The organism is Streptomyces avidinii, assembly GCF_045161815.1.
GTDB lineage: Bacteria > Actinomycetota > Actinomycetes > Streptomycetales > Streptomycetaceae > Streptomyces > Streptomyces avidinii.
Map to the genome: position 1 here is coordinate 4,867,099 of NZ_CP108863.1, position 20,078 is coordinate 4,887,176.

Consider the following 20,078-nt stretch of genomic DNA (forward strand, 5'->3'; position numbering starts at 1 on the left):
TTGACGCGGGCCGTCAATCCGGCGGGACCCGGCACCGCGCGCGAGCCCGCCCGGGCGTCCATTAGGCTCGTGCGCATGGCCGACGCACCGTACAAGCTGATCCTCCTCCGCCACGGCGAGAGCGACTGGAACGCGAAGAACCTGTTCACCGGCTGGGTGGACGTCAACCTCACCGAGAAGGGCGAGAAGGAGGCGGTCCGCGGCGGTGAGCTGCTCAAGGACGCCGGCCTGCTGCCCGACGTGCTGCACACCTCCCTCCAGAAGCGCGCCATCCGCACCGCGCAGCTCGCGCTGGAGGCCGCCGACCGCCACTGGATCCCGGTGCACCGCTCCTGGCGCCTGAACGAGCGCCACTACGGTGCGCTCCAGGGCAAGGACAAGGCGCAGACCCTCGCGGAGTTCGGCGAGGAGCAGTTCATGCTGTGGCGCCGCTCGTACGACACCCCGCCGCCGGTCCTGGAGGACGGCACGGAGTTCTCGCAGTCCGCGGACCCGCGCTACGCGTCGATCCCGAACGAGCTGCGCCCGCGCACGGAGTGCCTCAAGGACGTCGTCGAGCGCATGCTCCCGTACTGGTACGACGGCATCGTCCCGGACCTGCTGGCCGGCCGCACGGTCCTGGTCGCCGCGCACGGCAACTCCCTGCGCGGTCTGGTCAAGCACCTGGACGGCATCTCCGACGCCGACATCACGGGCCTGAACATCCCGACCGGCATCCCGCTCGTCTACGAGCTGGACGCCGACTTCAAGCCCCTGACCCCGGGCGGCACCTACCTCGACCCGGACGCCGCGGCGGCGGCCATCGAGGCGGTCAAGAACCAGGGCAAGAAGAAGTAACAAGCATGATCCGGCCCCTGACCTGCACGCATGTGCGGGTCGGGGGATTTCGTCTGCTCCGGCGCATAGGATTTATGAAGATCGGCTCAGGGGGAGCCGGTCCGCTTTTTTGGGGGATCCTTATGCGAAAGACCAACCGCGCCCTGGCCGCGACGGCCGGGGCGCTTCTGCTCTCCGGACTGTTGCCGTTCCAGAGCGCCCTGGCCGCCACCGAGCTGCCCAAGCTCTGGAACTTCTGCACGAACGGCTCGGGCGGGTCGCTGTTCGATCCCGCGGAGAAGCCGGTGACCGTGCCGGGCGGCGAGGACGCCGGCTCGGGCTGCTGGATCAACTTCACCAGCCCCGACTCCGGCAAGAACTGGACCGGCACGGACCTGCAGCTGACGCTCACCGCCGAGTCGGTGGCCGCCTCCGGGTACTCCCCGCAGCAGCTCGCCCGAATGCTGCTGGTCCGCACCAACTACTCCGCCACCGAGTGGGGCGAGGACTGGACCGTGCGCCACTGGACGGTCCACCGGGACGGTGCGATGACGGTGCGGATCCCGGCCTGCACCAACAACTGCACCGGGGTGTTCCTCCAGCTGTCCGGCGCGCCCCGGGAAGGTGGCGCCGAGCTGAAGGCCCAGTTGAGGGCCACCGGCTCCGGCTACGACCCGACCCCGATGCCGATGTCGTTCGACTACTTCGGCCGCGCGGGCACCAAGCCGGTCGCCTTCGGTACCCCCGGCACCTTCGTGCCGGTGACGCCCGCCCGGCTGCTGGACACCCGCAGCGGCCTCGGGGCGCCGACGGCCAAGGTCGGTTCCGGCCGGTCGGTCAACGTCGGGATCGCGGGCCGGGCCGGTGTGCCCGCCGCCGGTGTCACCGCGGTGGTCCTGAACGTGACGGCCACCAACCCGACCGCGGGCAGCTTCGTCACCGCCCACCCGCACGGCGCCGCGAGGCCGACCGCCTCGAACCTCAACTTCACGGCGGGGCAGACCGTGCCCAACCAGGTCACCGTCCCGGTCGGGGCCGACGGCACGGTCGACCTCTACAACCACTCCGGCACGGTCGATCTGATCGCCGACATCAGCGGCTACTACGTGGAAGGGGACAGCGGGCTGCGGTTCACCGGCGTGAGCCCGAAGCGGCTGATGGACACCCGCGACCCCTGGCTCAACCCGGGCACCCCGGAGAGGCCGTTCGGACCGGTCGGGTCGGGCGGGACCATCACCCTGGACGTCGCGGGCAAGTACCCCGGCGCCAAGGCGGTGACCCTGAACGTGACGGCCACCAACCCGACCGCGGGCAGCTTCGTCACCGCCTACCCGCACGGCGCCGCGAGGCCGACCGCCTCGAACCTCAACTTCACGGCGGGGCAGACCGTGCCCAACCAGGTCACCGTCCCGGTCGGGGCCGACGGCAAGGTCGAGTTCTACAACCACTCCGGGACGGTCGGGCTGATCGCCGACATCAGCGGCTACTACTCCGCCACGGGTGCGAAGTTCGTCCCGACCGGCCCCACCCGGGTCCTGGACACCCGCGAGGCCCCGGGCAAGCCGCTCGGCGAGCACAAGGAGCTGGACATCCAGCCCAACTCGTGGAAGCACGGCATCCCGCCGTTCGGGGTCACCGGCGTGACCATGAACGTCACCGCGACCAACGGCACGGCCGGCAGCCACCTGTCGGCCGCCCCCAGCTCGGGCTGCGAGCGCTACCAGGGCATGTGGCCGCAGTACTCGAACCTCAACTTCACCGCCGGGCAGACCATCGCGAACGCGGTGACCGGCCAGGTCCCCGAGCTGAACTACTGCGGCGGCAACATCTGGGCCGACGCGGTCAGCATCTACAACCACGAGGGCTCCGTGGACGTGATCGCCGACGTGAGCGGCTACTTCCTCCAGGACTGACCCTGCCCGGCGATTCCTGCGGCGTTCCCGGGCGCTGCCGCCGCCGGGCCGGCCCGGCGACGACAGCGCCCACACGTCCTCGACCCGCGACACGCGAAAGGCCCCGGCCGAGGGGACTCGGACGGGGCCTTCGTGCGCGTGCAGCCGGTGGCGGCGGTCAGCCGCCGCACTGGCAGGGGGCGCCGGACTGGCAGCCGCAGCCGCAGCCCGAGCCGCAGCCGCAGGCCGCGAGCAGAGGCAGCCGCAACGGCTCCGGCCGCGGCGGCTCCGCCTGCTCCGGGGTGATGGGGACGGGGGAATCGGGCATGGTTCCTCCTCGTAGAGGCGGTGCCCCGCGGCATACGGGACTTCGTACGACGACCGCTCTCGCCCTCATTCATGCCCAGCCGTACCGGCGCGTCAACGGCGCATTGGGGCTCGGACGGGATGCCCGGCTCAGACTCCGTCGACCTGGGTGGGCTGCTGGAGGTCGTCCGCGTGCTCACCCGTCACCAGGTAGACCACGCGCTTGGCCACCGACACCGCGTGGTCCGCGAAGCGCTCGTAGTAGCGGCCCAGCAGGGTCACGTCCACCGCCGTCTCGATGCCGTGCTTCCAGCGGTCGTCCATCAGGTGCTGGAAGAGCGTGCGGTGCAGCTGGTCCATCTCGTCGTCGTCCTGCTCCAGCTGGAGGGCGAGGTCGACGTCCTTCGTGATGATGACCTCGGCGGCCTTGGCCATCAGGCGCTGCGCCAGCTGCCCCATCTCCAGGATGGTGGCGTGCAGGTCGCGCGGCACGGCCGTGTCCGGGAAGCGCAGCCGGGCGAGCTTCGCCACGTGCTGGGCCAGGTCCCCGCTGCGCTCCAGGTCGGCGCTCATCCGCAGCGAGGTCACCACGATGCGCAGGTCGGTGGCGACGGGCTGCTGGCGGGCCAGCAGGGCGATGGCACGCGCCTCCAGGTCGTGCTGGAGGTCGTCGACCTTCTGGTCGGCGGCGATGACGCTCTCGGCGAGCTTCAGGTCGGCGTCGAGCATGGACGTCGTGGCCCGCCCGATCGCGGAACCGACCAGCCGGGCCATCTCGACGAGGCCTTCCCCGATCGAGTCCAGTTCCTCGTGGTACGCGTCGCGCATGTCTCGTGTCCCTCTCTCGACCTACTACTGCCTACTGCAAGCACTGCCCTGGGCGGGCCGGGGCGACCATCGGCCCCCACGTTGACACGGTGAGCCGCAAACGCGTCCGACTCCGGCATCCCAAGTGAATCAACCCGGTCGTCAGGGTGAACTCTGGGCGACGAGTGTTCGAGGTGCCACCCGAACGGCTGTGGAAGTGTTGTCCGGCCTGCTTAACCTGGATCCATGGACGTGAACGCGGCGGTCGCCGCAGCTGCAGCGATCGCCGGTCTTTGCACCGGTGTGATCGCGATGCTGGCGTTCCGCTGGAGCGAGCGCGACCAGGCCCGCCCCACCCGGAGCTCCATGCGCCCCGACATCAATGCGGTGCTCCCGCCCGGAGTGGACACCGTCCTCTCCGTGCTGCGCTCCTCGGCGGTCGTACTGGACGAGGGCGACGCGGTGGTCAAGGCCAGCTCGGCGGCGTACGCCCTCGGGCTGGTCCGCGGCGGCAAGCTGGCGGTGGAGCCCATGCTCCACATGGCCCGCGACACCCGCCGGGACGGAGAGATACGCCAGGTCGAGCTGGACCTGCCCCGGCGCGGTACCGGCCGGGGAGAGGCCCTCGCGGTCTCGGCGCGCGTCGCCCCGCTCGGCTCCCGCCTGGTGCTCCTCCTCGTCGAGGACCTCACCGAGGCCCGTCGCATCGAGGCCGTCCGCCGCGACTTCGTGGCCAACGTGTCGCACGAGCTGAAAACCCCGGTCGGGGCGATCTCCCTGCTGTCCGAGGCCGTCATGGACGCCGCGGACGACCCCGAGGCGGTCAGCCGCTTCGCCGGACGCATGCAGATCGAGTCCACCCGGCTGATCAACCTCGTGCAGGAGCTCATCGACCTCTCCCGGGTACAGAACGACGACCCGCTGGAGGACGCCGAGCCCGTGCGCGTGGACACGCTCGTCGCCGAGGCCATCGACCGCTGCCGCCACACGGCGTCCTCCAAGCAGATCACCATGGCCGCGGGCGGCACCGCCGACCTGCGGGTATGGGGCAACCGCGGACAGCTCGCGGCCGCCCTCGGAAATCTGGTCGAGAACGCCGTCAACTACAGCCCCGCCCGCACCCGCGTCGGCATCGCCGGACGCAGGGTGGCGGCTCCTGGGGGAGACTTGATCGAGATCGCCGTGACCGACCAGGGCATCGGCATCCCGGAAAAGGACCGCGAGCGCATCTTCGAGCGCTTCTACCGCGTGGACCCGGCCCGCTCCCGCGCCACGGGAGGAACGGGCCTCGGCCTTGCGATCGTGAAGCACGTGGCCGCCTCGCACGGCGGGGAGGTGTCGGTCTGGAGCTCGGAGGGACAGGGTTCCACGTTCACCCTGCGACTCCCCGAAGCGGCCGCGCCGGCCACGCCGGCGGCGGCTCCCGCCACCCACCCGACCCCTGCCTGAACCAAACCGCTCCAGCCATTCCTGCCCCGGAGGTCCTTCCGTGACCCGAGTGCTCGTCGTCGAGGATGAGGAATCCTTCAGCGACGCCCTGTCCTACATGCTCCGCAAGGAGGGCTTCGAGGTCGCCATCGCCGCGACCGGGCCCGACGGGCTGGACGAGTTCGAGCGCAACGGCGCCGACCTCGTCCTCCTCGACCTGATGCTTCCCGGCCTGCCCGGCACCGAGGTCTGCCGGCAGCTGCGCGGCCGGTCCAACGTGCCCGTGATCATGGTGACTGCCAAGGACAGCGAGATCGACAAGGTCGTCGGGCTGGAGATAGGAGCAGATGACTACGTCACCAAGCCCTTCTCCTCCCGCGAGCTGGTCGCCCGCATCCGCGCGGTCCTGCGCCGCCGCGGCGAACCGGAGGAGGTCACCCCGGCAGCGCTGGAGGCCGGCCCCGTACGGATGGACGTCGACCGCCACGTGGTCACCGTCGCCGGCGGCAAGGTGGACCTCCCGCTGAAGGAGTTCGACCTGCTGGAGATGCTGCTGCGCAACGCGGGCCGCGTGCTGACCCGTATGCAGCTCATCGACCGGGTCTGGGGCGCCGACTACGTCGGGGACACCAAGACGCTGGACGTCCACGTCAAGCGCCTGCGCGCCAAGATCGAGCCGGACCCGGGCGCGCCGCGCTACCTGGTCACGGTCCGCGGCCTGGGCTACAAGTTCGAGCCGTAGGCCGACGGCATCGCCGCGGTCCCGGGTCGGCCGGAGGCCGGCGCAGCGTCTCGAAGCCGGTGAGGCCCCGGGGCCTCACCGTGCGAGGGGCGCACGCGGGAGGAGTTCGAGCCGGACCCGGGCGCGCCGCGCTACCTGGTCACGGTCCGCGGCCTGGGCTACAGGTTCGAGCCGTAGGCCGGACCCGGCCGCCGGGCCGCCGGAGCAATGGGAAGGGCCCCCACCCGCGTCAGCGGGTGGGGGCCCTTCCCGTTTGCGTACGTCAGTGGCCCGCGGCGTGCGAGGCGGAGCCCGACGGGGAAGCGCCCGCGTTGCCCGAGGGGGACCCGGACGGGGAGCCCGAGGCGGAACCGGAGGCGCCGGCCGACGGGGAGCCCGACGGGGACCCGGACGGGGAGCCCGACGGCGTGCCCGAGGGGGAGCCGGACGGGGAGGCGCCCGTGGCCGGTGCCGCGGTCGGGCCGAACGGGGCCCATGCGCCGGTGGCCGGGACCACGAAGGCCTGCAGCCCGATGCCGCCCGTGCTGCTCAGCTGGAAGACGACGTCCTGCACTTCGCCGTCCCTGGCGGCCACGGAACCGTCCTCGATCACGGCGGAGGCGTTGCCCTTGCCGCCGATCACCACGTAGCCGAGGGGCGGCACGGTGATCTTGCCGGAGCCTCCTGCGGGCTTCAGCGCGACCTTGCCCTTGCCACCCGGAAGGGTGATGGCGTCCAGGGTCTGCGCCGTGGTGCCGTTGTTGAAGAGCGTCGCCGAGACGACCGCGGGGCCCTTCTCGCCCTTCTGGCCCTGGGTGATCACCAGCGCGTTCTGGACCTCGATGTCGCCCTTGGCGGCGGCGGCGTTGTCCGGCTTGATCTGGAGGGTCTGCGCGTCGTTGCCCGCACCGCATGCGGCCAGCGAGGCGATCGAGAACACGACGGCAGTGGCGGCGAGGGCGCCGCGTCGAAGGCTGCGGCTCACGGCGGCGGCAACTCCTTGGACGAACGGAAGGGGCGGGTGGTCGCTCGGAACGGCCGAGGTAAAGCCGCTCTAAGGGTGTGTCAGCGCGCTTAGGTTACCGAGCCGCCGCCCCGCCCCCGCACCCGACCCTCCGCAGCGGAGCCGCCACCCTGGCGGCGCCCCGCGATCTTGCATTCCGCTCGCCGTTCACCACCCCGTCCACCATCTCGTCCACCGCGCCGATCTTGGGTCGCTCGCATATCGTGCGCCGGACCCCCGTTGATCAATTTCCGGATTCCCTCGAACGCCTCTCCGTGATCAATTCGGGATTGGGCCGGAACCCGCCCGGCAGGGGCGGTCGCCAGTCGAACGGAGTAGTTCGGTTTCTCGACTCGGAAACCGGCAAAACGGGACGTACGTCACACGGATGGGGGTGCCGGGCAGGTGTAGCGTGGCCCTTTCGCCTGGTCCGCGCAGCGCCCCCGACCTGCGAATACCCCCTTCCGGAAGCCCTCCGCAGCACGTTCCTGTTGCTGTTGTCAAGCCCCGAGATGTGCCCTGACCTGCGAAAACGCCATTCATAACAGTCAGTTCTCGTGTTACCCTGGATAGCCACGGAAGGGGTACCTGTCACATGACGTTCAAGGTTGGCGACACCGTGGTCTATCCCCATCACGGGGCCGCGCTGATCGAGGCCATTGAGACTCGTCAGATCAAAGGCGTGGACAAGACCTACTTGGTGCTCAAGGTCGCTCAGGGCGACCTGACGGTTCGTGTGCCTGCGGACAATGCGGAGTTCGTCGGCGTTCGCGACGTAGTCGGCCAGGACGGGCTGGACCGGGTCTTCGAGGTGCTTCGTGCACCGTATGCCGAAGAGCCGACGAACTGGTCCCGGCGCTACAAGGCAAATCTGGAGAAGCTCGCTTCTGGCGATGTCATCAAGGTCGCCGAAGTGGTGCGTGACCTGTGGCGTCGTGAGCGTGAGCGCGGGCTTTCCGCGGGCGAGAAGCGCATGCTCGCGAAGGCACGCCAGATTCTGGTGAGCGAGCTCGCGCTCGCTGAGAACACGAACGAGGACAAGGCCGAGGCCCTCCTCGACGAGGTGCTCGCGTCCTGACGCGAGGCCCCGTGCACAGTTTGGTGCACAGCTTGCCGCGGTGCCCGATGACAAGGTCTCTCCTCCACGAGAGGCCTGTTGCCGGGCGCTGCGGCATGTCTGTATCCGTACCTCTTGTCCCCACTGCCTCATTGTCACCATCGCTGCCGTCGCGATGGCGTGCCGGGCCCGGGCAGCCTGCTCGACCGGTCGTCACGGAAGGGGCGAGGGCGTCGCACCCGGCACCCTTCAGGCCATACCCATGTCGGCCGAAGTCACAAACCTGGCTCGGAGCTACTGATGTCTGACGTAACGCGTCCCCACCGCACCGCCGCGGTGATCCCGGCCGCCGGCCGGGGGGTACGCCTCGGTCCGGGCGCCCCCAAGGCCCTGCGGGCCCTCGGCGGCACCCCGATGCTCATCCACGCCGTCCGCGCGATGGCCCGCTCCCGCGCGGTCTCCCTCGTGGTGGTCGTCGCCCCGCCCGCCGAGGCCGCCGAGGTGCGCCTGCTGCTCGGCGAGCACGCGCTGCCCGAGCGCACCGAGCTGCTGGTCGTTCCCGGCGGGGACACCCGGCAGGAGTCCGTACGCGCCGGACTGGACGCGCTGCCCGCGGACGTCACCTCCGTACTCATCCACGACGCGGCCCGCCCGCTGGTCCCCGTGGACACCGTGGACTCGGTCGTGGAGGCCGTACGCAAGGGAGCGCCCGCCGTGGTGCCCGCCCTGCCGCTGGCCGACACGGTCAAGGAGGTCGAACCCGGCAGGCCCGGCCAGGCGGAGCCGGTCCTCGGCACGCCCGAGCGGGCCCGGCTGCGCGCCGTCCAGACCCCGCAGGGCTTCGACCTCGCCACCCTCCTGCGTGCGCACGCCGAGATCGCCGTCGACGGCGAGGGCGCCACCGACGACGCGGGCATGGTGGAACGGCTCGGTGTCACCGTCGTGGTGATCCCCGGCCACGAAGAGGCCTTCAAGGTCACCCGTCCGCTCGACCTGGTCCTCGCCGAGGCCGTACTCGCCCGCAGGAGGGCCACCGATGGCTACTGAGCCGACCGCTTCGACCGCTGCCGCCGCTCCGCTGATCCCGCTCGTCGGCATCGGCACGGACGTGCACGCCTTCGAGACCGGCCGCGAGCTGTGGTGCGCCGGCCTGCTCTGGGAGGGCGAGGACGGCCTCGCCGGCCACTCCGACGGTGACGTCGCCGCCCACGCCGCCTGCGACGCGCTCTTCTCCGCCGCCGGTGTCGGTGACCTCGGCGCGCACTTCGGCACCTCCCGCCCCGAGTGGGCCGGCGCCGCCGGCGTCACCCTTCTGGCGGAGGCGGCCCGTATCGTCCGCGCCGAGGGCTTCGAGATCGGCAACATCGCCATTCAGGTGATCGGCGTCCGCCCGAAGATCGGCAAGCGGCGCGAAGAAGCACAGAAGACGCTCGCGGCCGCGGCGGGCGCCCCCGTCTCGGTCTCCGGCACCACCACCGACGGGCTGGGGCTCACCGGCCGCGCCGAGGGTCTCGCCGCCATCGCCACGGCCCTCGTGTACCGGACGAACCGGGCCTGAACCCCCGTAGCGGCCGCACATCTGCGCAACAAAGGTGCCCCGGGTCCCGAAAGGGTCGCGGGGCACTGCTACAGGGCCACTACCCTGGATGCCGTGACTATTCGCCTGTACGACACCAGCGCCCGGCAGATCCGCGACTTCGTCCCGCTCACCGCGGGCTGCGTCTCGATCTACCTCTGTGGCGCCACGGTGCAGGCCGCCCCGCACATCGGGCACATCCGGTCGGGCCTCAACTTCGACGTGATGCGCCGCTGGTTCGAGTACCGGGGCTACGAGGTCACCTTCATCCGCAACGTCACGGACATCGACGACAAGATCATCACGAAGGCCGCGAAGCAGGGCCGCCCGTGGTGGTCCATCGGCTACGAGAACGAACTGGCCTTCAACTCCGGCTACGACGCGCTCGGCTGCCTGCGGCCGACCTACGAGCCGCGCGCCACCGGGCACGTCCCGGAGATGATCGAGATGATGCGCGGGCTCATCGAGCGCGGTCACGCGTACGAGTCCGAGGGCAACGTCTACTTCGACGTGAAGTCCTTCCCCGGCTACCTCTCGCTCTCCCGCCAGGAGCTCGACAACATCCGCCAGCCGGAGAGCACCGGCGAGACCGGCAAGCGCGACGCGCGCGACTTCGCCATGTGGAAGTCCGTCAAGCCCGGCGAGCCCTCCTGGGAGACCCCGTGGGGCCGCGGCCGTCCCGGCTGGCACCTGGAGTGCTCCGCCATGGCGCACAAGTACCTCGGCCAGGCCTTCGACATCCACGGCGGCGGGCTCGACCTGATCTTCCCGCACCACGAGAACGAGATCGCCCAGGCCCAGGCCTTCGGCGACGAGTTCGCCAAGTACTGGGTCCACAACGCCTGGGTCACCATGTCGGGCGAGAAGATGTCCAAGTCGCTCGGCAACTCGGTGCTCGTCTCCGAGATGGTCAAGCAGTGGCGCCCGATCGTCCTGCGCTACTACCTGGGCACCCCGCACTACCGGTCGATGATCGAGTACAGCGAGGAGGCCCTGCGCGAGGCGGAGTCGGCCTTCGCCCGGATCGAGGGCTTCTACCAGCGCGTCATCGAGAAGGCCGGCGGTCCCGTCGAGCCTGCGATCGAGGTCCCGCCCGCCTTCGCCGAGGCCATGGACGACGACCTGGGCGTCCCGCAGGCGCTCGCCATCGTCCACACCACCGTCCGCCAGGGCAACAGCGCGCTCGCCGCCGACGACAAGGACGCGGCCATCGCGCGCCTGTCCGAGGTACGGGCCATGCTGGGCGTCCTCGGCCTGGACCCGCTCGACCCCCACTGGGACGGCGGGAACGGCTCCGACCGCGGCGAGGAGCTCCACGGCGCCGTGGACACCCTCGTACGGCTCGTCCTGGAGCAGCGCGAGTCCGCCCGGGGCCGCAAGGACTGGGCGACCGCCGACGCGATCCGCGACCAGCTCCAGCAGTCCGGGCTGGTCATCGAGGACAGCCCGACGGGCCCGCGCTGGACGCTCGGCCCCCGCTGAGCCCGGCCCCGGCCCGAGATCGGCCGACTGAGCTTGGTGTGCCGCCCGGCGCTCCGGGCGGCACACTCTTCATACGTACATACCGCAGCACCAACGAAAACAGGTAGAAGTCATGGCCGGGAACAGCCAGCGCAGGAACCGCCGCACGTCCAACAAGAAGGGCGCGACGGTCGGCAGCGGTGGCCAGCGGCGCAAGGGCCTGGAAGGCAAGGGCCCCACGCCCAAGGCCGAGGACCGCAAGAAGCACAAGGCGAACCGCATCAGCAACGCCATGGCCCGGCAGGCCGCCAAGCGCCGCCCGGCCCCGCGTCGCGGCGGCCCCAAGGGCACCAGCGAGATGGTCGTCGGCCGCAACCCGGTCTTCGAGGCGCTGCGCGACGGAGTTCCCGCCACCACGCTGTACGTCCAGCAGTTCATCGACAACGACGAGCGTGTCCGCGAGGCCCTCCAGCTCGCGGCCGAGCGCGGCAACATCAACCTGATGGAAGCCCCGCGCCCCGAGCTCGACCGGATGACGAACGGGCTCAACCACCAGGGCATGGTCCTCCAGGTCCCGCCGTACGAGTACGCGCACCCCGAGGACCTCACCGCGGCCGCCTACGACAACGGCGACGACCCGCTGATCGTCGCCCTCGACGGCGTCACCGACCCGCGCAACCTCGGCGCGATCGTCCGCTCCGTCTCCGCCTTCGGCGGTCACGGCGTGGTCATCCCCGAGCGCCGCGCCGCCGGCATGACCGCCGGTGCCTGGAAGACCTCGGCCGGCACCGCCGCCCGTACCCCGGTCTCGCGCGTCACCAACCTGACCCGCGCCCTCCAGGACTACAAGAAGGCCGGCATCACCATCGTCGGCCTCGCCGCCGAGGGCGAGCACTCGGTCAACGACCTGGAGGCGCTCGGCGGCCCGGTCGTCATCGTCGTCGGCTCCGAGGGCAAGGGTCTGGGCCGTCTCGTCGGCGAGAACTGCGACTACCTCGTGCGCATTCCGATGCCGGGCGGCGCCGAGTCGCTCAACGCCGGTGTCGCCGCGGGCGTCGTGCTGTACGAGGCGGCCCGCCGCCGCGCCGTCCGCGGCCGCGTCTGATCCACCGGTCAACTGATCCACTTGGCTCAGGGAATGTGACCCGTGAGCGTGTCACCCCGCCCGATTCGGGCGGGGTGGCTTGATCTTGACGGGTCTCGGACACATCACTGACGTCAAGGCAGTGTCCTAAACACTGATCACTCGGTTAGATGAGTGTGGACACCAGAACGTCAGGGTTCGACGACCAGCCCGCGCTGAGCATGGTCAAGGTGCCGTGCGATCCCGCACAGGTCATCGTCAACCACGCCAGCTTCCGCGTGCGGCTCGCACCGAGCCCGAGCGCGCGTTCCAAGCCCGCGAAGGCCCCCGGCCGCGCACCCGTCCTGGGTGGCGCCGTGGTGGCGGCCGCCGGGGCCACCCGCCGCCGGACCCCCGTGGTCTGGAGCGGCAAGTCCGACGCCGGCGACGCCGCGGCCATGGGCGGACTGCTCCAGGCCGTCCGCGAGGCCGGCCGGGGGCACGACGAGTACGACGGCGGCGCCACCCAGGTCATCCCGCGCGTCGACCTGGCCGAGGACACCGTCGTCACGCCGACCGTCGTCGGCCAGCGCAGCTACGGGGACCCGTCCGAGACGCGCCCGCTGGCCGCCGTACGGGACCTGCCGTACCAGGAGCCGCCCGGCTCCGGGTCCGGCGCGGACTCCCGCCGGGCCGGCCCCGACGCGCGCGGGCAGGCCTCGTACTACCCGGGCCGCCGGATGAACCTCGGCGTCGTGCTGCTCCCGCTGCGCGTCTTCCTCGGCTTCATCTCCATCTACGCCGGCATGGGCAAGCTGTGCGACCCCGTCTACTTCGACGGCGGCGAGCGCGGCTCCATGGTCACCTGGCTGCACACGCTGAACCCCTGGGCCCTCGCCGAGCCGCTGCGCGACTTCGCGCTCGCGCACCCGGTGGGCGCGGGCCTGAGCGTGGCCTTCGTCCAGGTCATCGTGGGCGTGCTGACGGTGTTCGGCCTGTGGCAGCGGTTCGCCGCCTGCTTCGGGGCGTTGCTGTCCGCCGCGCTGCTGATGACGGTGAGCTGGAAGACCGTCCCGGCCTACGACGCGCCCGACATCATCTACCTCGCCGCCTGGAGCCCGCTGATCATCGCGGGCGCCCCGGTCTACTCCCTCGACGGGCGGCTCGCCGGCGAGGCCTGGCGGACCCTCGGGCCGCGTTCCGAGATCTGGCGGCTGCGGCGGCGCGTGCTGCGCCGCGGGGCGGTCATGGCCAGCGTGGTGTGCGGGCTGACCCTGCTCATCGGCTCGCTCCTCGGCGGGGCCGTCCGTTCCTCCACCGTGGTCACCGTGCCCGGGCCGGGCGAGGCCCCCAGCAACTACCTGCCGGGCCGCCCGCTGCCGCAGGAGCCGGCCCGGCAGAAGCCGGGACAGCAGCAGTCCTCGCAGCCGCCGACCAAGTCGGCGTCGCCCTCGGCGAGCGCGACCGAGCCCGCCGCGAAGTCCGGGAAGACGGCCTCCGGCAGCCCCACCAAGGGGACCTCGGGGACGCGCTCCGAGTCGCCCGCCGCGACGCGGGGCACCACCGGCAAGCAGACCCCGCGCAGCGCCCCGCGGCAGTCCTCCTCGCCGCGGCAGCCGTCCTCCTCCGCGGGCAGCAGCACGGGTGGCGGGGCTCCGGCGCCGAAGCAGCCGGGCCTGATCGGCGGCCTCATCGGCTGACGCCGGGTACGGGGAGAGCGGGCCCGGCACGCAGGAGCGTGCCGGGCCCCTTCGCGTGTGCCGGGACCTCCGCGCGTGCTTCTCCGCGTGTGCCGGGCGCGCGAGGCCGCGTACGGGCGGCGGGGCGGGGGCGGTGGGGTGCGGCCGGGAAGGGCTTCAGGGGCCCGTCTGCGCCGCCAACTCCCGTGCGGCTTCGGTGAGGTCCTTCGCCGTGTCGATCGCCCGCCAGTAGGCCCCCTGCGGCAGCGGGAAGCCCGCGAGGCGCCGCTCACGGGCCAGCCGCGGGAAGGTCGTACGCTCGTGGTCGCCCAAGTCCGGGAGCAGCGAGGCGAATTCGGCGCTGAAGACGTACACCCCGGCGTTGACGAGGTAGGGCGACGGCGGGGCCTCGATGAAGTCCAGTACGTGCCCGAACTCATTGGTCTCCACGACGCCCCACGGGATCCGCGGCCGGGCCAGCGCCAGCGTGGCCACCGCGTCCCGCTCGGCGTGGAAGGCGGCCATCTCGCGGAGCGAGAAGCGGGTCCACACGTCGCCGTTGGTCGCGTACCAGGGCCGGTCGGGGTGCGGGAGACGGCGCGCGGCGTACTTGAGGCCGCCGCCGCGGCCCAGCGGCTCCTCCTCGACCACCGTGGTCACCCGGAGCGGCAACCGGGCCCCGGCCAGCCACTCCTGGAGCACCTCGGCGAGGTGTCCGCAGGAGACCACGGCGTCCGTGACGCCCTCGGAGGCCAGCCAGGCCAGCTGGTGCCCGATGATCGGCACGCCCGTCCCGGGGATCTCGACCATCGGCTTCGGACGGTCGTCCGTGTACGGGCGCAGCCGCGAACCCTGGCCGCCCGCCAGGACGACGGCCTGGGTGGGGGCGGCGGGGAACGCGGCTGCGGAGGGGGCGGGCGGGTCGGATCGGTGGTCGTCGGTCATGGCGGCCAGCGTAGGGAGGTGGCGCGGGTCAGCCCATGGAGGCGACGCCGGAGGCGTACGAGGTGTCGCAGACGGGACGGGCGAAGGACTGGGCCTTCGTCGGGCCGTACGCGTCGACGGCGGCCCGCCCCAGCGCCCGCGCGATCCCCACGCAGTGCTCGGCGAGCGAGGGCCGCTTGTTCACCTCCTGCTGGAGGTGGGTGAGGACGTCGTCCGGCCGGCCGCCCTGCTGCAGTTCGCCGACGAGCTGCTCGCGCAGCACCTCGTGCGCGGCGCGCGGCTTCGCGGGGACGGAGACGTCCTCGGCGGAGGCGGTCAGGACCTGGGAGGACGAGGTGTCCGCCCAAGGGACCATGGTGACCGCGAGGGTCCCGGACAGCACCAGGACGACGGGCAGGACCAGGGCGAGGGAACGGCCGATACGGCGGGCAGTGTGGGTCACGAGGGCGAGAGTAGCGCTCGGTGAAGATTTGGCGACATTTAGTCACCCTGTCGGGGGATGGTTCGACGTGGTTTTTCGAATTGGGGGTTGACGGTTGGGGCCGAATGGCCCGGTCTGCCGGGGTTCCGGCCGCCGCGGACACCGGGCAACGGACGCCGAAGGGGCGCCCCTTGACGGGACGCCCCTCCAAACCTGCTGAACCCCGCGGGAGCTGCTACTTGGACAGCCGCTCGCCGGAGGAGGTCGAGAAGACGTGGATCTCGTCCGCGCGCGGCACCACGTGGAGGCTGGAGCCCTTCTCCGGGACCTGGCGGCCGCCCACGCGGACCACGAGGTCCTGCGAGCCCTCGGCGGTCGCGGTGGAGCCGTAGACGTAGCCGTCGGCGCCGAGTTCCTCGACGACGTTCACGACGATGGTCAGACCGCCGGTCTCGGCGACGTCGAAGTGCTCGGGGCGGACGCCGACCGTGACGGTGCGGTCGCCCGCGTCGGCGGCGGCGGACAGCGCCTCGCGCGACACCGGGACGACGCTGTCGCCGAACTTCACGCCGCCGTCGGTGATCGGGACCTCGACCAGGTTCATGGCCGGGGAGCCGATGAAGCCGGCGACGAAGAGGTTCGCCGGGCGGTCGTACATGTTGCGCGGGGTGTCGACCTGCTGCAGCAGCCCGTCCTTGAGCACGGCCACGCGGTCGCCCATGGTCATGGCCTCGACCTGGTCGTGGGTGACGTAGACGGTGGTGATGCCGAGGTCGCGCTGGAGCGCGGCGATCTGGGTGCGGGTGGAGACGCGGAGCTTGGCGTCGAGGTTCGACAGCGGCTCGTCCATGAGGAACACCTGCGGCTTGCGCACGATGGCGCGGCCCATGGCGACGCGCTGGCGCTGACCGCCCGAGAGCGCCTTCGGCTTCCGGTCGAGGTACTGGGTGAGGTCGAGCATCTTCGCCGCGTCCTCCACCTTCTTGCGGATGGTGGCCTTGTCCTCACCGGCGATCTTGAGCGCGAAGCCCATGTTGTCGGCGACGGTCATGTGCGGGTACAGCGCGTAGTTCTGGAACACCATCGCGATGTCCCGGTCCTTGGGCGGCAGGTGCGTGACGTCGCGGTCACCGATGCGGATGGCGCCGCCGTTGACGTCCTCCAGGCCGGCGAGCATGCGCAGCGAGGTGGACTTGCCGCAGCCGGACGGGCCGACGAGGACGAGGAACTCGCCGTCGTGGATCTCCAGCTCCAGCTGGTCGACGGCGGGCTTGTCGCCGCCGGGGTACAGCCGGGTCGCCTTGTCGAAAGTGACAGAAGCCATGGTGATGAATCCCTTCTACCGGCAGGAACGTGCCGGACGATCCGAGTGGAAGGTCTAGTCCAGTAATCGGACTTCCGCACGACGCTACCTGCCGGAACGGTTTCTGTCAGTACCCGGGGCGTGCGTCGGTGCTCACGTGGGCGCGTTCAATGCGATGGCCCGGGGATTCGCGCGCTGTGTAGAGTGATGGCGGCTTCGCGCGCAGTACACACGGGCGTGCCGTGCCTCCTTAGCTCAGTCCGGCCAGAGCAACGCACTTGTAATGCGTAGGTCGTCGGTTCGAATCCGACAGGGGGCCCAACGTCAGGCCCAGCTCAGACATCGTCTGAGCTGGGCCTTTGTTTTTGGCGGATGCGGCGGCGGGCGCGGGAGCGGGCCGCGCGACGGTCTCCGGTCTCAGTTCTAGTCTCAGTCGCGGGCTCAGGGGCCAGCTGCGGGGCGGGCAGGAAGGTGTCTCCCATGCGGCGCATGGCGTCCTTCGAGAGATGCGAGCGGCCTTTGACGTAGCGGCGCGTCTGACTGATCTGGGTGTGCCGAAGGATCTCCATGATCGTGGGCATGTCCACCCCCAGCTCGTTCAGGATCGTGCCCGCCGTGTGGCGGCTCCCGTCGTAGAGGCGACGGTCACCGATGCCCGCCTCCGCAAGTAGGTCCTTGAACTCCTCCCGGTCGTCGCGGGGGTCGATGGGGCGGCCATCAGGCCGCGTGAACACGGCCCGGTGCTCCTGACAGAGTTCGCCGGCGGCCTCTCGTAGTTCGTCCTGCTGCGCCTTGTGCGCGATCAGATAGGGGATGAACGCGGGCGGGATCGGCACGGGGTTCGTGCTCTTCTTGGTCTTGGGGCGAGTGAAGGCCAGACCTCCGCCCTTGCGGTCGGGTCAGATGCTCGCGTGCTTGACGCAGGTCGCAGTGCACGGCTTTGGGCAGCCCCGCTTGTAGCTCCGGTGCGTGGCGCAGTCCGGCGGACAGTGCTCGAAGCGGTGCAGGCGCGCCCCACAGGCGTGCGCGTCGCCACAACCATGCCGCCACGTGAGCCGCTGTAGCTGCCACCGAGGGTGGAACAGCTCGGCCTGTAGGTCGACGTACGGCCACCGCAGACCGAGGGTCTCGCCCTGCCGGAACCCCATGCCGACGCCGACGATCCACCGCATGAACGTGGGCCGCTTGGCCGCCGCTTCCGGGAACGCTTTCGCCTCTTCCTGGGTGAACGGGTTCGTCTCGGTCTCGTCGATGCCGGGCGGGTCGACCAGCGTGGCGACGTTCTCGCCGATCATCCGGCGGCGGTGGGCAATCCTCAGGGCCCGCGACAGGTTGCGGTGCACGTTGACCACGTGGGACGGCGCGTGCCCGGCATCGAGCATGGCCCCGTACATCTGCTCCAGGTGCTCGGGGCCGGGCGGCCGCCCCGGCCCATGGTCGGGGCGACCGCGCGTCTCCGCCATACCGAATGTGACGAAATGTCATAATACGTCCCATTCTGTCAGCCCGGTCGAGAGGATTGCTGTGACCATCTGTCAAACCGTGAGGGGGGTGGGCGCGCAGGAGGCCCTCCCGTCGTCGGCGCCGCCTGGTCCTCGAGTGCGTCGCTCGTGGTGGGGTGGGTTGCTGCGGGCGCTGGTGGCAGGTCTCGTCCTGGTGGCCGGGCTGGCCCTGCCCATGGTGGCCCCGCAGCCTGCCCAGGCCGTGCCGCCCGGCACCTACGCCTACGTCGCCAACTTCCAAAATGCCACGGTGTCGGTGATCGACACAGCGACGAACACGGTGGTGGTCACGGTTCCCGTCGGCGATACGCCGTGGGGAGTGGCGGTGTCGCCGGACGGCACCCGCGCCTACGTCACCAACCGCGCCGATGCCACGGTGTCCGTGATCAACACCGCGACCGACACGGTCGTCGCCACCGTCCCCGTCGGCCTTGAGCCCCTGGGGGTGGCGGTGTCGCCGGACGGCACCCGCGCCTACGTCACCAACGGCGGAGACGACACGGTGTCCGTGATCAACACCGCCACCAACACCGTCGTCGCCACCATCCCCGTCGGCGATGCTCCCCTCGGGGTGGCAGTGTCCCCGAACGGCACCCGCGCCTACGTCACCAACTTCAGCGCCAACACGGTGTCCGTGATCAACACCGCCACCGACACGGTAGTCGCCACCATCCCCGTCGGCGACTTCCCGTTCGGGGTGGCGGTGTCGCCGGACGGCACCCGCGCCTACGTCACCAATTCCGACGCCGACACGGTGTCCGTGATCAACACGGCGACGAACACGGTCGTCGCCACCATCCCCGTCGGCGATGTGCCCCAGGGGGTGGCGGTGTCGCGGGACGGCACCCGCGCCTACGCCGTCAACGCCGACGCCGACACGGTGTCCGTGATCAACACGGCGACGAACACGGTCGTCGCCACCATCCCCGTCGGCGATGCACCTCGAGAGGTGGCGGTGTCGCCGGACGGCACCCGCGCCTACGTCACCAACGCCAACGCCGACACGGTGTCCGTGATCAACACCGCCACCAACACCGTCGTGGCCACCGTCCCCGTCGGCGACCTCCCGTTCGGGGTGGCGATCGGGATCGTGCCGGCGCCGGCGCTGACCTGCGCGACCGCCACGGCCACCATCACCGGCACCAACCGCAACGACGTCCTGACCGGCACCCCCGGCGACGACGTAATCTTCGCCCTTGCCGGGAACGACGTGGTCGACGGACGCGGCGGCAACGACCTGATCTGCGGCGCCGACGGCAACGACACCCTCACCGGCGGTGACGGAAACGACCGCGTCGAGGGGGCCAACGGCAACGACACCCTCACCGGCGGCAACGGCAACGACAACCTCATCGGCGGCAACGGCAACGACTCCCTGTCCGGCGGCGCCGGCAACGACGCCAACGACGGCGGCCCCGGCAACGACGCCCTCAACGGCGGTTCCGGGACCAACACCAACGACGGCGGACCCGGCCACAACAGCTGCACCAACCCCACCACCGGACCCGGCTGCAACACCTGACCAACGATCACCAGAAGCGGGCCCCGGCACGTCCCCCGCCGCAACGGCGACCGACGCACGGGGCCCGCATCAACGCTTTGTCCATCCGAGGCAAGTAAGCCTGCTCGCACGCGGAGCCAAGTCCAGCGGCAGGCGTTCAGCAGTGAAGTACCGCAACCCAGCAGCCGCCCCCGAACGGGGCGGAGAGAACCCGGCCGGCTCAGGTAGATCTACCGACCTTCGCCGTGGGGGCCAAACGGGGGGCCAAACAGTGAAGCCGGGCAGGGACCATCCCGGACGCCAGTGGACTGCCGCGGAGTGAACACACGGAGCACAGCGCGCCGAACCAAGGTCGCGTAGGGCCTCATCGCGTTCGGCACGAAGAGGTCGTAGGGGCAGTCCGTCGGCACGCCGGCAGACCGATTCGGTTTCGGGCGCTTCCCGGGGCACTCGCCGTGCTGGGCCGTCCGCGGGCCGTGACGCAACGGCGGCCGCACATGGGTCAGTCTCAGTTCTAGTCTCGATTGCTACCTGATCCGACGTGGTCTGTACCCGTCCACGAACGTCCGCCACATCACTTGACCTGCGAGGCGAGCC

At 71.0% G+C, this 20,078-nt stretch carries 17 protein-coding genes, 1 tRNA gene and 1 pseudogene; 12 read left to right on the forward strand and 7 right to left on the reverse strand.

The genetic code is table 11. The annotated features are described in order from the left end of the window. Positions 1-75: 75 nt before the first annotated feature. A complete protein-coding gene (locus tag OG373_RS21820; protein ID WP_030012610.1) occupies positions 76-837 on the forward strand; it encodes a phosphoglyceromutase in 762 nt (253 codons plus the stop codon). Positions 838-959: 122 nt separating this feature from the next. Then, positions 960-2,729, forward strand: a complete 1,770-nt coding sequence (locus OG373_RS21825; RefSeq protein WP_405439797.1) for a hypothetical protein — start codon at positions 960-962, stop codon at positions 2,727-2,729. Between the two features lie 157 nt (positions 2,730-2,886). On the opposite strand, the gene OG373_RS21830 is transcribed toward OG373_RS21825, so the two are convergent. Both OG373_RS21830 and phoU read right to left on the reverse strand, forming a co-directional pair. Continuing rightward, complete coding sequence (locus OG373_RS21830) at positions 2,887-3,036, reverse strand: hypothetical protein (RefSeq protein WP_184791560.1); 150 nt, start codon at positions 3,034-3,036, stop codon at positions 2,887-2,889. Positions 3,037-3,164: 128 nt separating this feature from the next. After that, positions 3,165-3,842 (reverse strand): phosphate signaling complex protein PhoU, encoded by a 678-nt coding sequence (gene phoU / locus OG373_RS21835; protein ID WP_030387284.1) that lies wholly within the window; start codon positions 3,840-3,842, stop codon positions 3,165-3,167. Positions 3,843-4,067: 225 nt separating this feature from the next. On the opposite strand from phoU, the gene OG373_RS21840 reads away from it, so the two are divergent. After that, on the forward strand, positions 4,068-5,270 hold the full coding sequence (locus tag OG373_RS21840; protein ID WP_397737020.1) for a sensor histidine kinase: 1,203 nt from the start codon (positions 4,068-4,070) through the stop codon (positions 5,268-5,270). Positions 5,271-5,310: 40 nt separating this feature from the next. After that, positions 5,311-5,991, forward strand: coding sequence for a response regulator transcription factor (locus OG373_RS21845; protein WP_030387286.1), 681 nt, complete (start codon positions 5,311-5,313; stop codon positions 5,989-5,991). Between the two features lie 262 nt (positions 5,992-6,253). Here OG373_RS21845 and OG373_RS21850 read toward each other — a convergent pair whose 3' ends face one another. Continuing rightward, entirely contained in the window at positions 6,254-6,955 is a 702-nt protein-coding gene (locus tag OG373_RS21850; RefSeq protein WP_405439799.1) for a DUF461 domain-containing protein, read from the reverse strand. Between the two features lie 613 nt (positions 6,956-7,568). Between OG373_RS21850 and OG373_RS21855 the strand changes: the two genes are divergently transcribed. The 6 genes from OG373_RS21855 (at position 7,569) to OG373_RS21880 (ending at position 13,830) form a co-directional block, all read left to right on the forward strand. Beyond that, entirely contained in the window at positions 7,569-8,051 is a 483-nt protein-coding gene (locus OG373_RS21855) for a CarD family transcriptional regulator (RefSeq protein ID WP_003953493.1), read from the forward strand. A gap of 279 nt (positions 8,052-8,330) precedes the next feature. Next, entirely contained in the window at positions 8,331-9,077 is a 747-nt protein-coding gene (ispD, locus tag OG373_RS21860; protein WP_405439801.1) for a 2-C-methyl-D-erythritol 4-phosphate cytidylyltransferase, read from the forward strand. Next, positions 9,067-9,588, forward strand: a complete 522-nt coding sequence (ispF, locus tag OG373_RS21865; protein ID WP_405439803.1) for a 2-C-methyl-D-erythritol 2,4-cyclodiphosphate synthase — start codon at positions 9,067-9,069, stop codon at positions 9,586-9,588. Before ispD ends, ispF begins: the two co-directional genes overlap by 11 nt. 93 nt (positions 9,589-9,681) lie before the next feature. Then, complete coding sequence (gene cysS, locus OG373_RS21870) at positions 9,682-11,088, forward strand: cysteine--tRNA ligase (RefSeq protein WP_405439804.1); 1,407 nt, start codon at positions 9,682-9,684, stop codon at positions 11,086-11,088. Between the two features lie 112 nt (positions 11,089-11,200). Continuing rightward, a complete protein-coding gene (rlmB, locus tag OG373_RS21875) occupies positions 11,201-12,172 on the forward strand; it encodes a 23S rRNA (guanosine(2251)-2'-O)-methyltransferase RlmB (RefSeq protein WP_189973141.1) in 972 nt (323 codons plus the stop codon). A 149-nt stretch (positions 12,173-12,321) separates the two neighbouring features. Beyond that, the gene (locus tag OG373_RS21880; RefSeq protein WP_405439805.1) at positions 12,322-13,830 is read left to right on the forward strand and encodes a DoxX family membrane protein; all 1,509 of its coding nucleotides are present in this window, start codon (positions 12,322-12,324) and stop codon (positions 13,828-13,830) included. Between the two features lie 156 nt (positions 13,831-13,986). Here OG373_RS21880 and OG373_RS21885 read toward each other — a convergent pair whose 3' ends face one another. The 3 genes from OG373_RS21885 to OG373_RS21895 all read right to left on the reverse strand — a co-directional run bounded on the left by OG373_RS21885 (position 13,987) and on the right by OG373_RS21895 (position 16,499). Continuing rightward, positions 13,987-14,754: an NDP-sugar synthase gene (locus OG373_RS21885; protein ID WP_397737005.1), complete on the reverse strand. Its 768-nt coding sequence runs from the start codon at positions 14,752-14,754 to the stop codon at positions 13,987-13,989. Positions 14,755-14,782: 28 nt separating this feature from the next. Next, positions 14,783-15,196 (reverse strand): hypothetical protein, encoded by a 414-nt coding sequence (locus OG373_RS21890; protein ID WP_030387294.1) that lies wholly within the window; start codon positions 15,194-15,196, stop codon positions 14,783-14,785. 214 nt (positions 15,197-15,410) lie between these two features. Beyond that, positions 15,411-16,499, reverse strand: coding sequence for an ABC transporter ATP-binding protein (locus tag OG373_RS21895; protein ID WP_405439807.1), 1,089 nt, complete (start codon positions 16,497-16,499; stop codon positions 15,411-15,413). Between the two features lie 223 nt (positions 16,500-16,722). Here OG373_RS21895 and OG373_RS21900 point away from each other — a divergent pair. Then, positions 16,723-16,797 (forward strand) — tRNA-Thr (locus OG373_RS21900). Between the two features lie 16 nt (positions 16,798-16,813). Here the strand turns inward: OG373_RS21900 and OG373_RS21905 are convergent. Further along, a pseudogene (locus tag OG373_RS21905) lies at positions 16,814-17,890 on the reverse strand (tyrosine-type recombinase/integrase); the annotation flags it as partial. 187 nt (positions 17,891-18,077) lie between these two features. Between OG373_RS21905 and OG373_RS21910 the strand changes: the two are divergent. Beyond that, positions 18,078-19,502, forward strand: coding sequence for a beta-propeller fold lactonase family protein (locus OG373_RS21910; RefSeq protein WP_405439809.1), 1,425 nt, complete (start codon positions 18,078-18,080; stop codon positions 19,500-19,502). Positions 19,503-20,078: the final 576 nt, after the last annotated feature.

Bases quoted from the DNA above. Each gene is read 5' to 3' on its own strand.
- OG373_RS21820 (WP_030012610.1), top strand. From the start codon at position 76: ATGGCCGACGCACCGTACAAGCTGATCCTCCTCCGCCACGGCGAGAGC.
- OG373_RS21825 (WP_405439797.1), top strand. From the start codon at position 960: ATGCGAAAGACCAACCGCGCCCTGGCCGCGACGGCCGGGGCGCTTCTG.
- OG373_RS21830 (WP_184791560.1), bottom strand. From the start codon at position 3,036: ATGCCCGATTCCCCCGTCCCCATCACCCCGGAGCAGGCGGAGCCGCCG.
- phoU (WP_030387284.1), bottom strand. From the start codon at position 3,842: ATGCGCGACGCGTACCACGAGGAACTGGACTCGATCGGGGAAGGCCTC.
- OG373_RS21840 (WP_397737020.1), top strand. From the start codon at position 4,068: ATGGACGTGAACGCGGCGGTCGCCGCAGCTGCAGCGATCGCCGGTCTT.
- OG373_RS21855 (WP_003953493.1), top strand. From the start codon at position 7,569: ATGACGTTCAAGGTTGGCGACACCGTGGTCTATCCCCATCACGGGGCC.
- ispD (WP_405439801.1), top strand. From the start codon at position 8,331: ATGTCTGACGTAACGCGTCCCCACCGCACCGCCGCGGTGATCCCGGCC.
- ispF (WP_405439803.1), top strand. From the start codon at position 9,067: ATGGCTACTGAGCCGACCGCTTCGACCGCTGCCGCCGCTCCGCTGATC.
- rlmB (WP_189973141.1), top strand. From the start codon at position 11,201: ATGGCCGGGAACAGCCAGCGCAGGAACCGCCGCACGTCCAACAAGAAG.
- OG373_RS21880 (WP_405439805.1), top strand. From the start codon at position 12,322: ATGAGTGTGGACACCAGAACGTCAGGGTTCGACGACCAGCCCGCGCTG.
- OG373_RS21885 (WP_397737005.1), bottom strand. From the start codon at position 14,754: ATGACCGACGACCACCGATCCGACCCGCCCGCCCCCTCCGCAGCCGCG.
- OG373_RS21895 (WP_405439807.1), bottom strand. From the start codon at position 16,499: ATGGCTTCTGTCACTTTCGACAAGGCGACCCGGCTGTACCCCGGCGGC.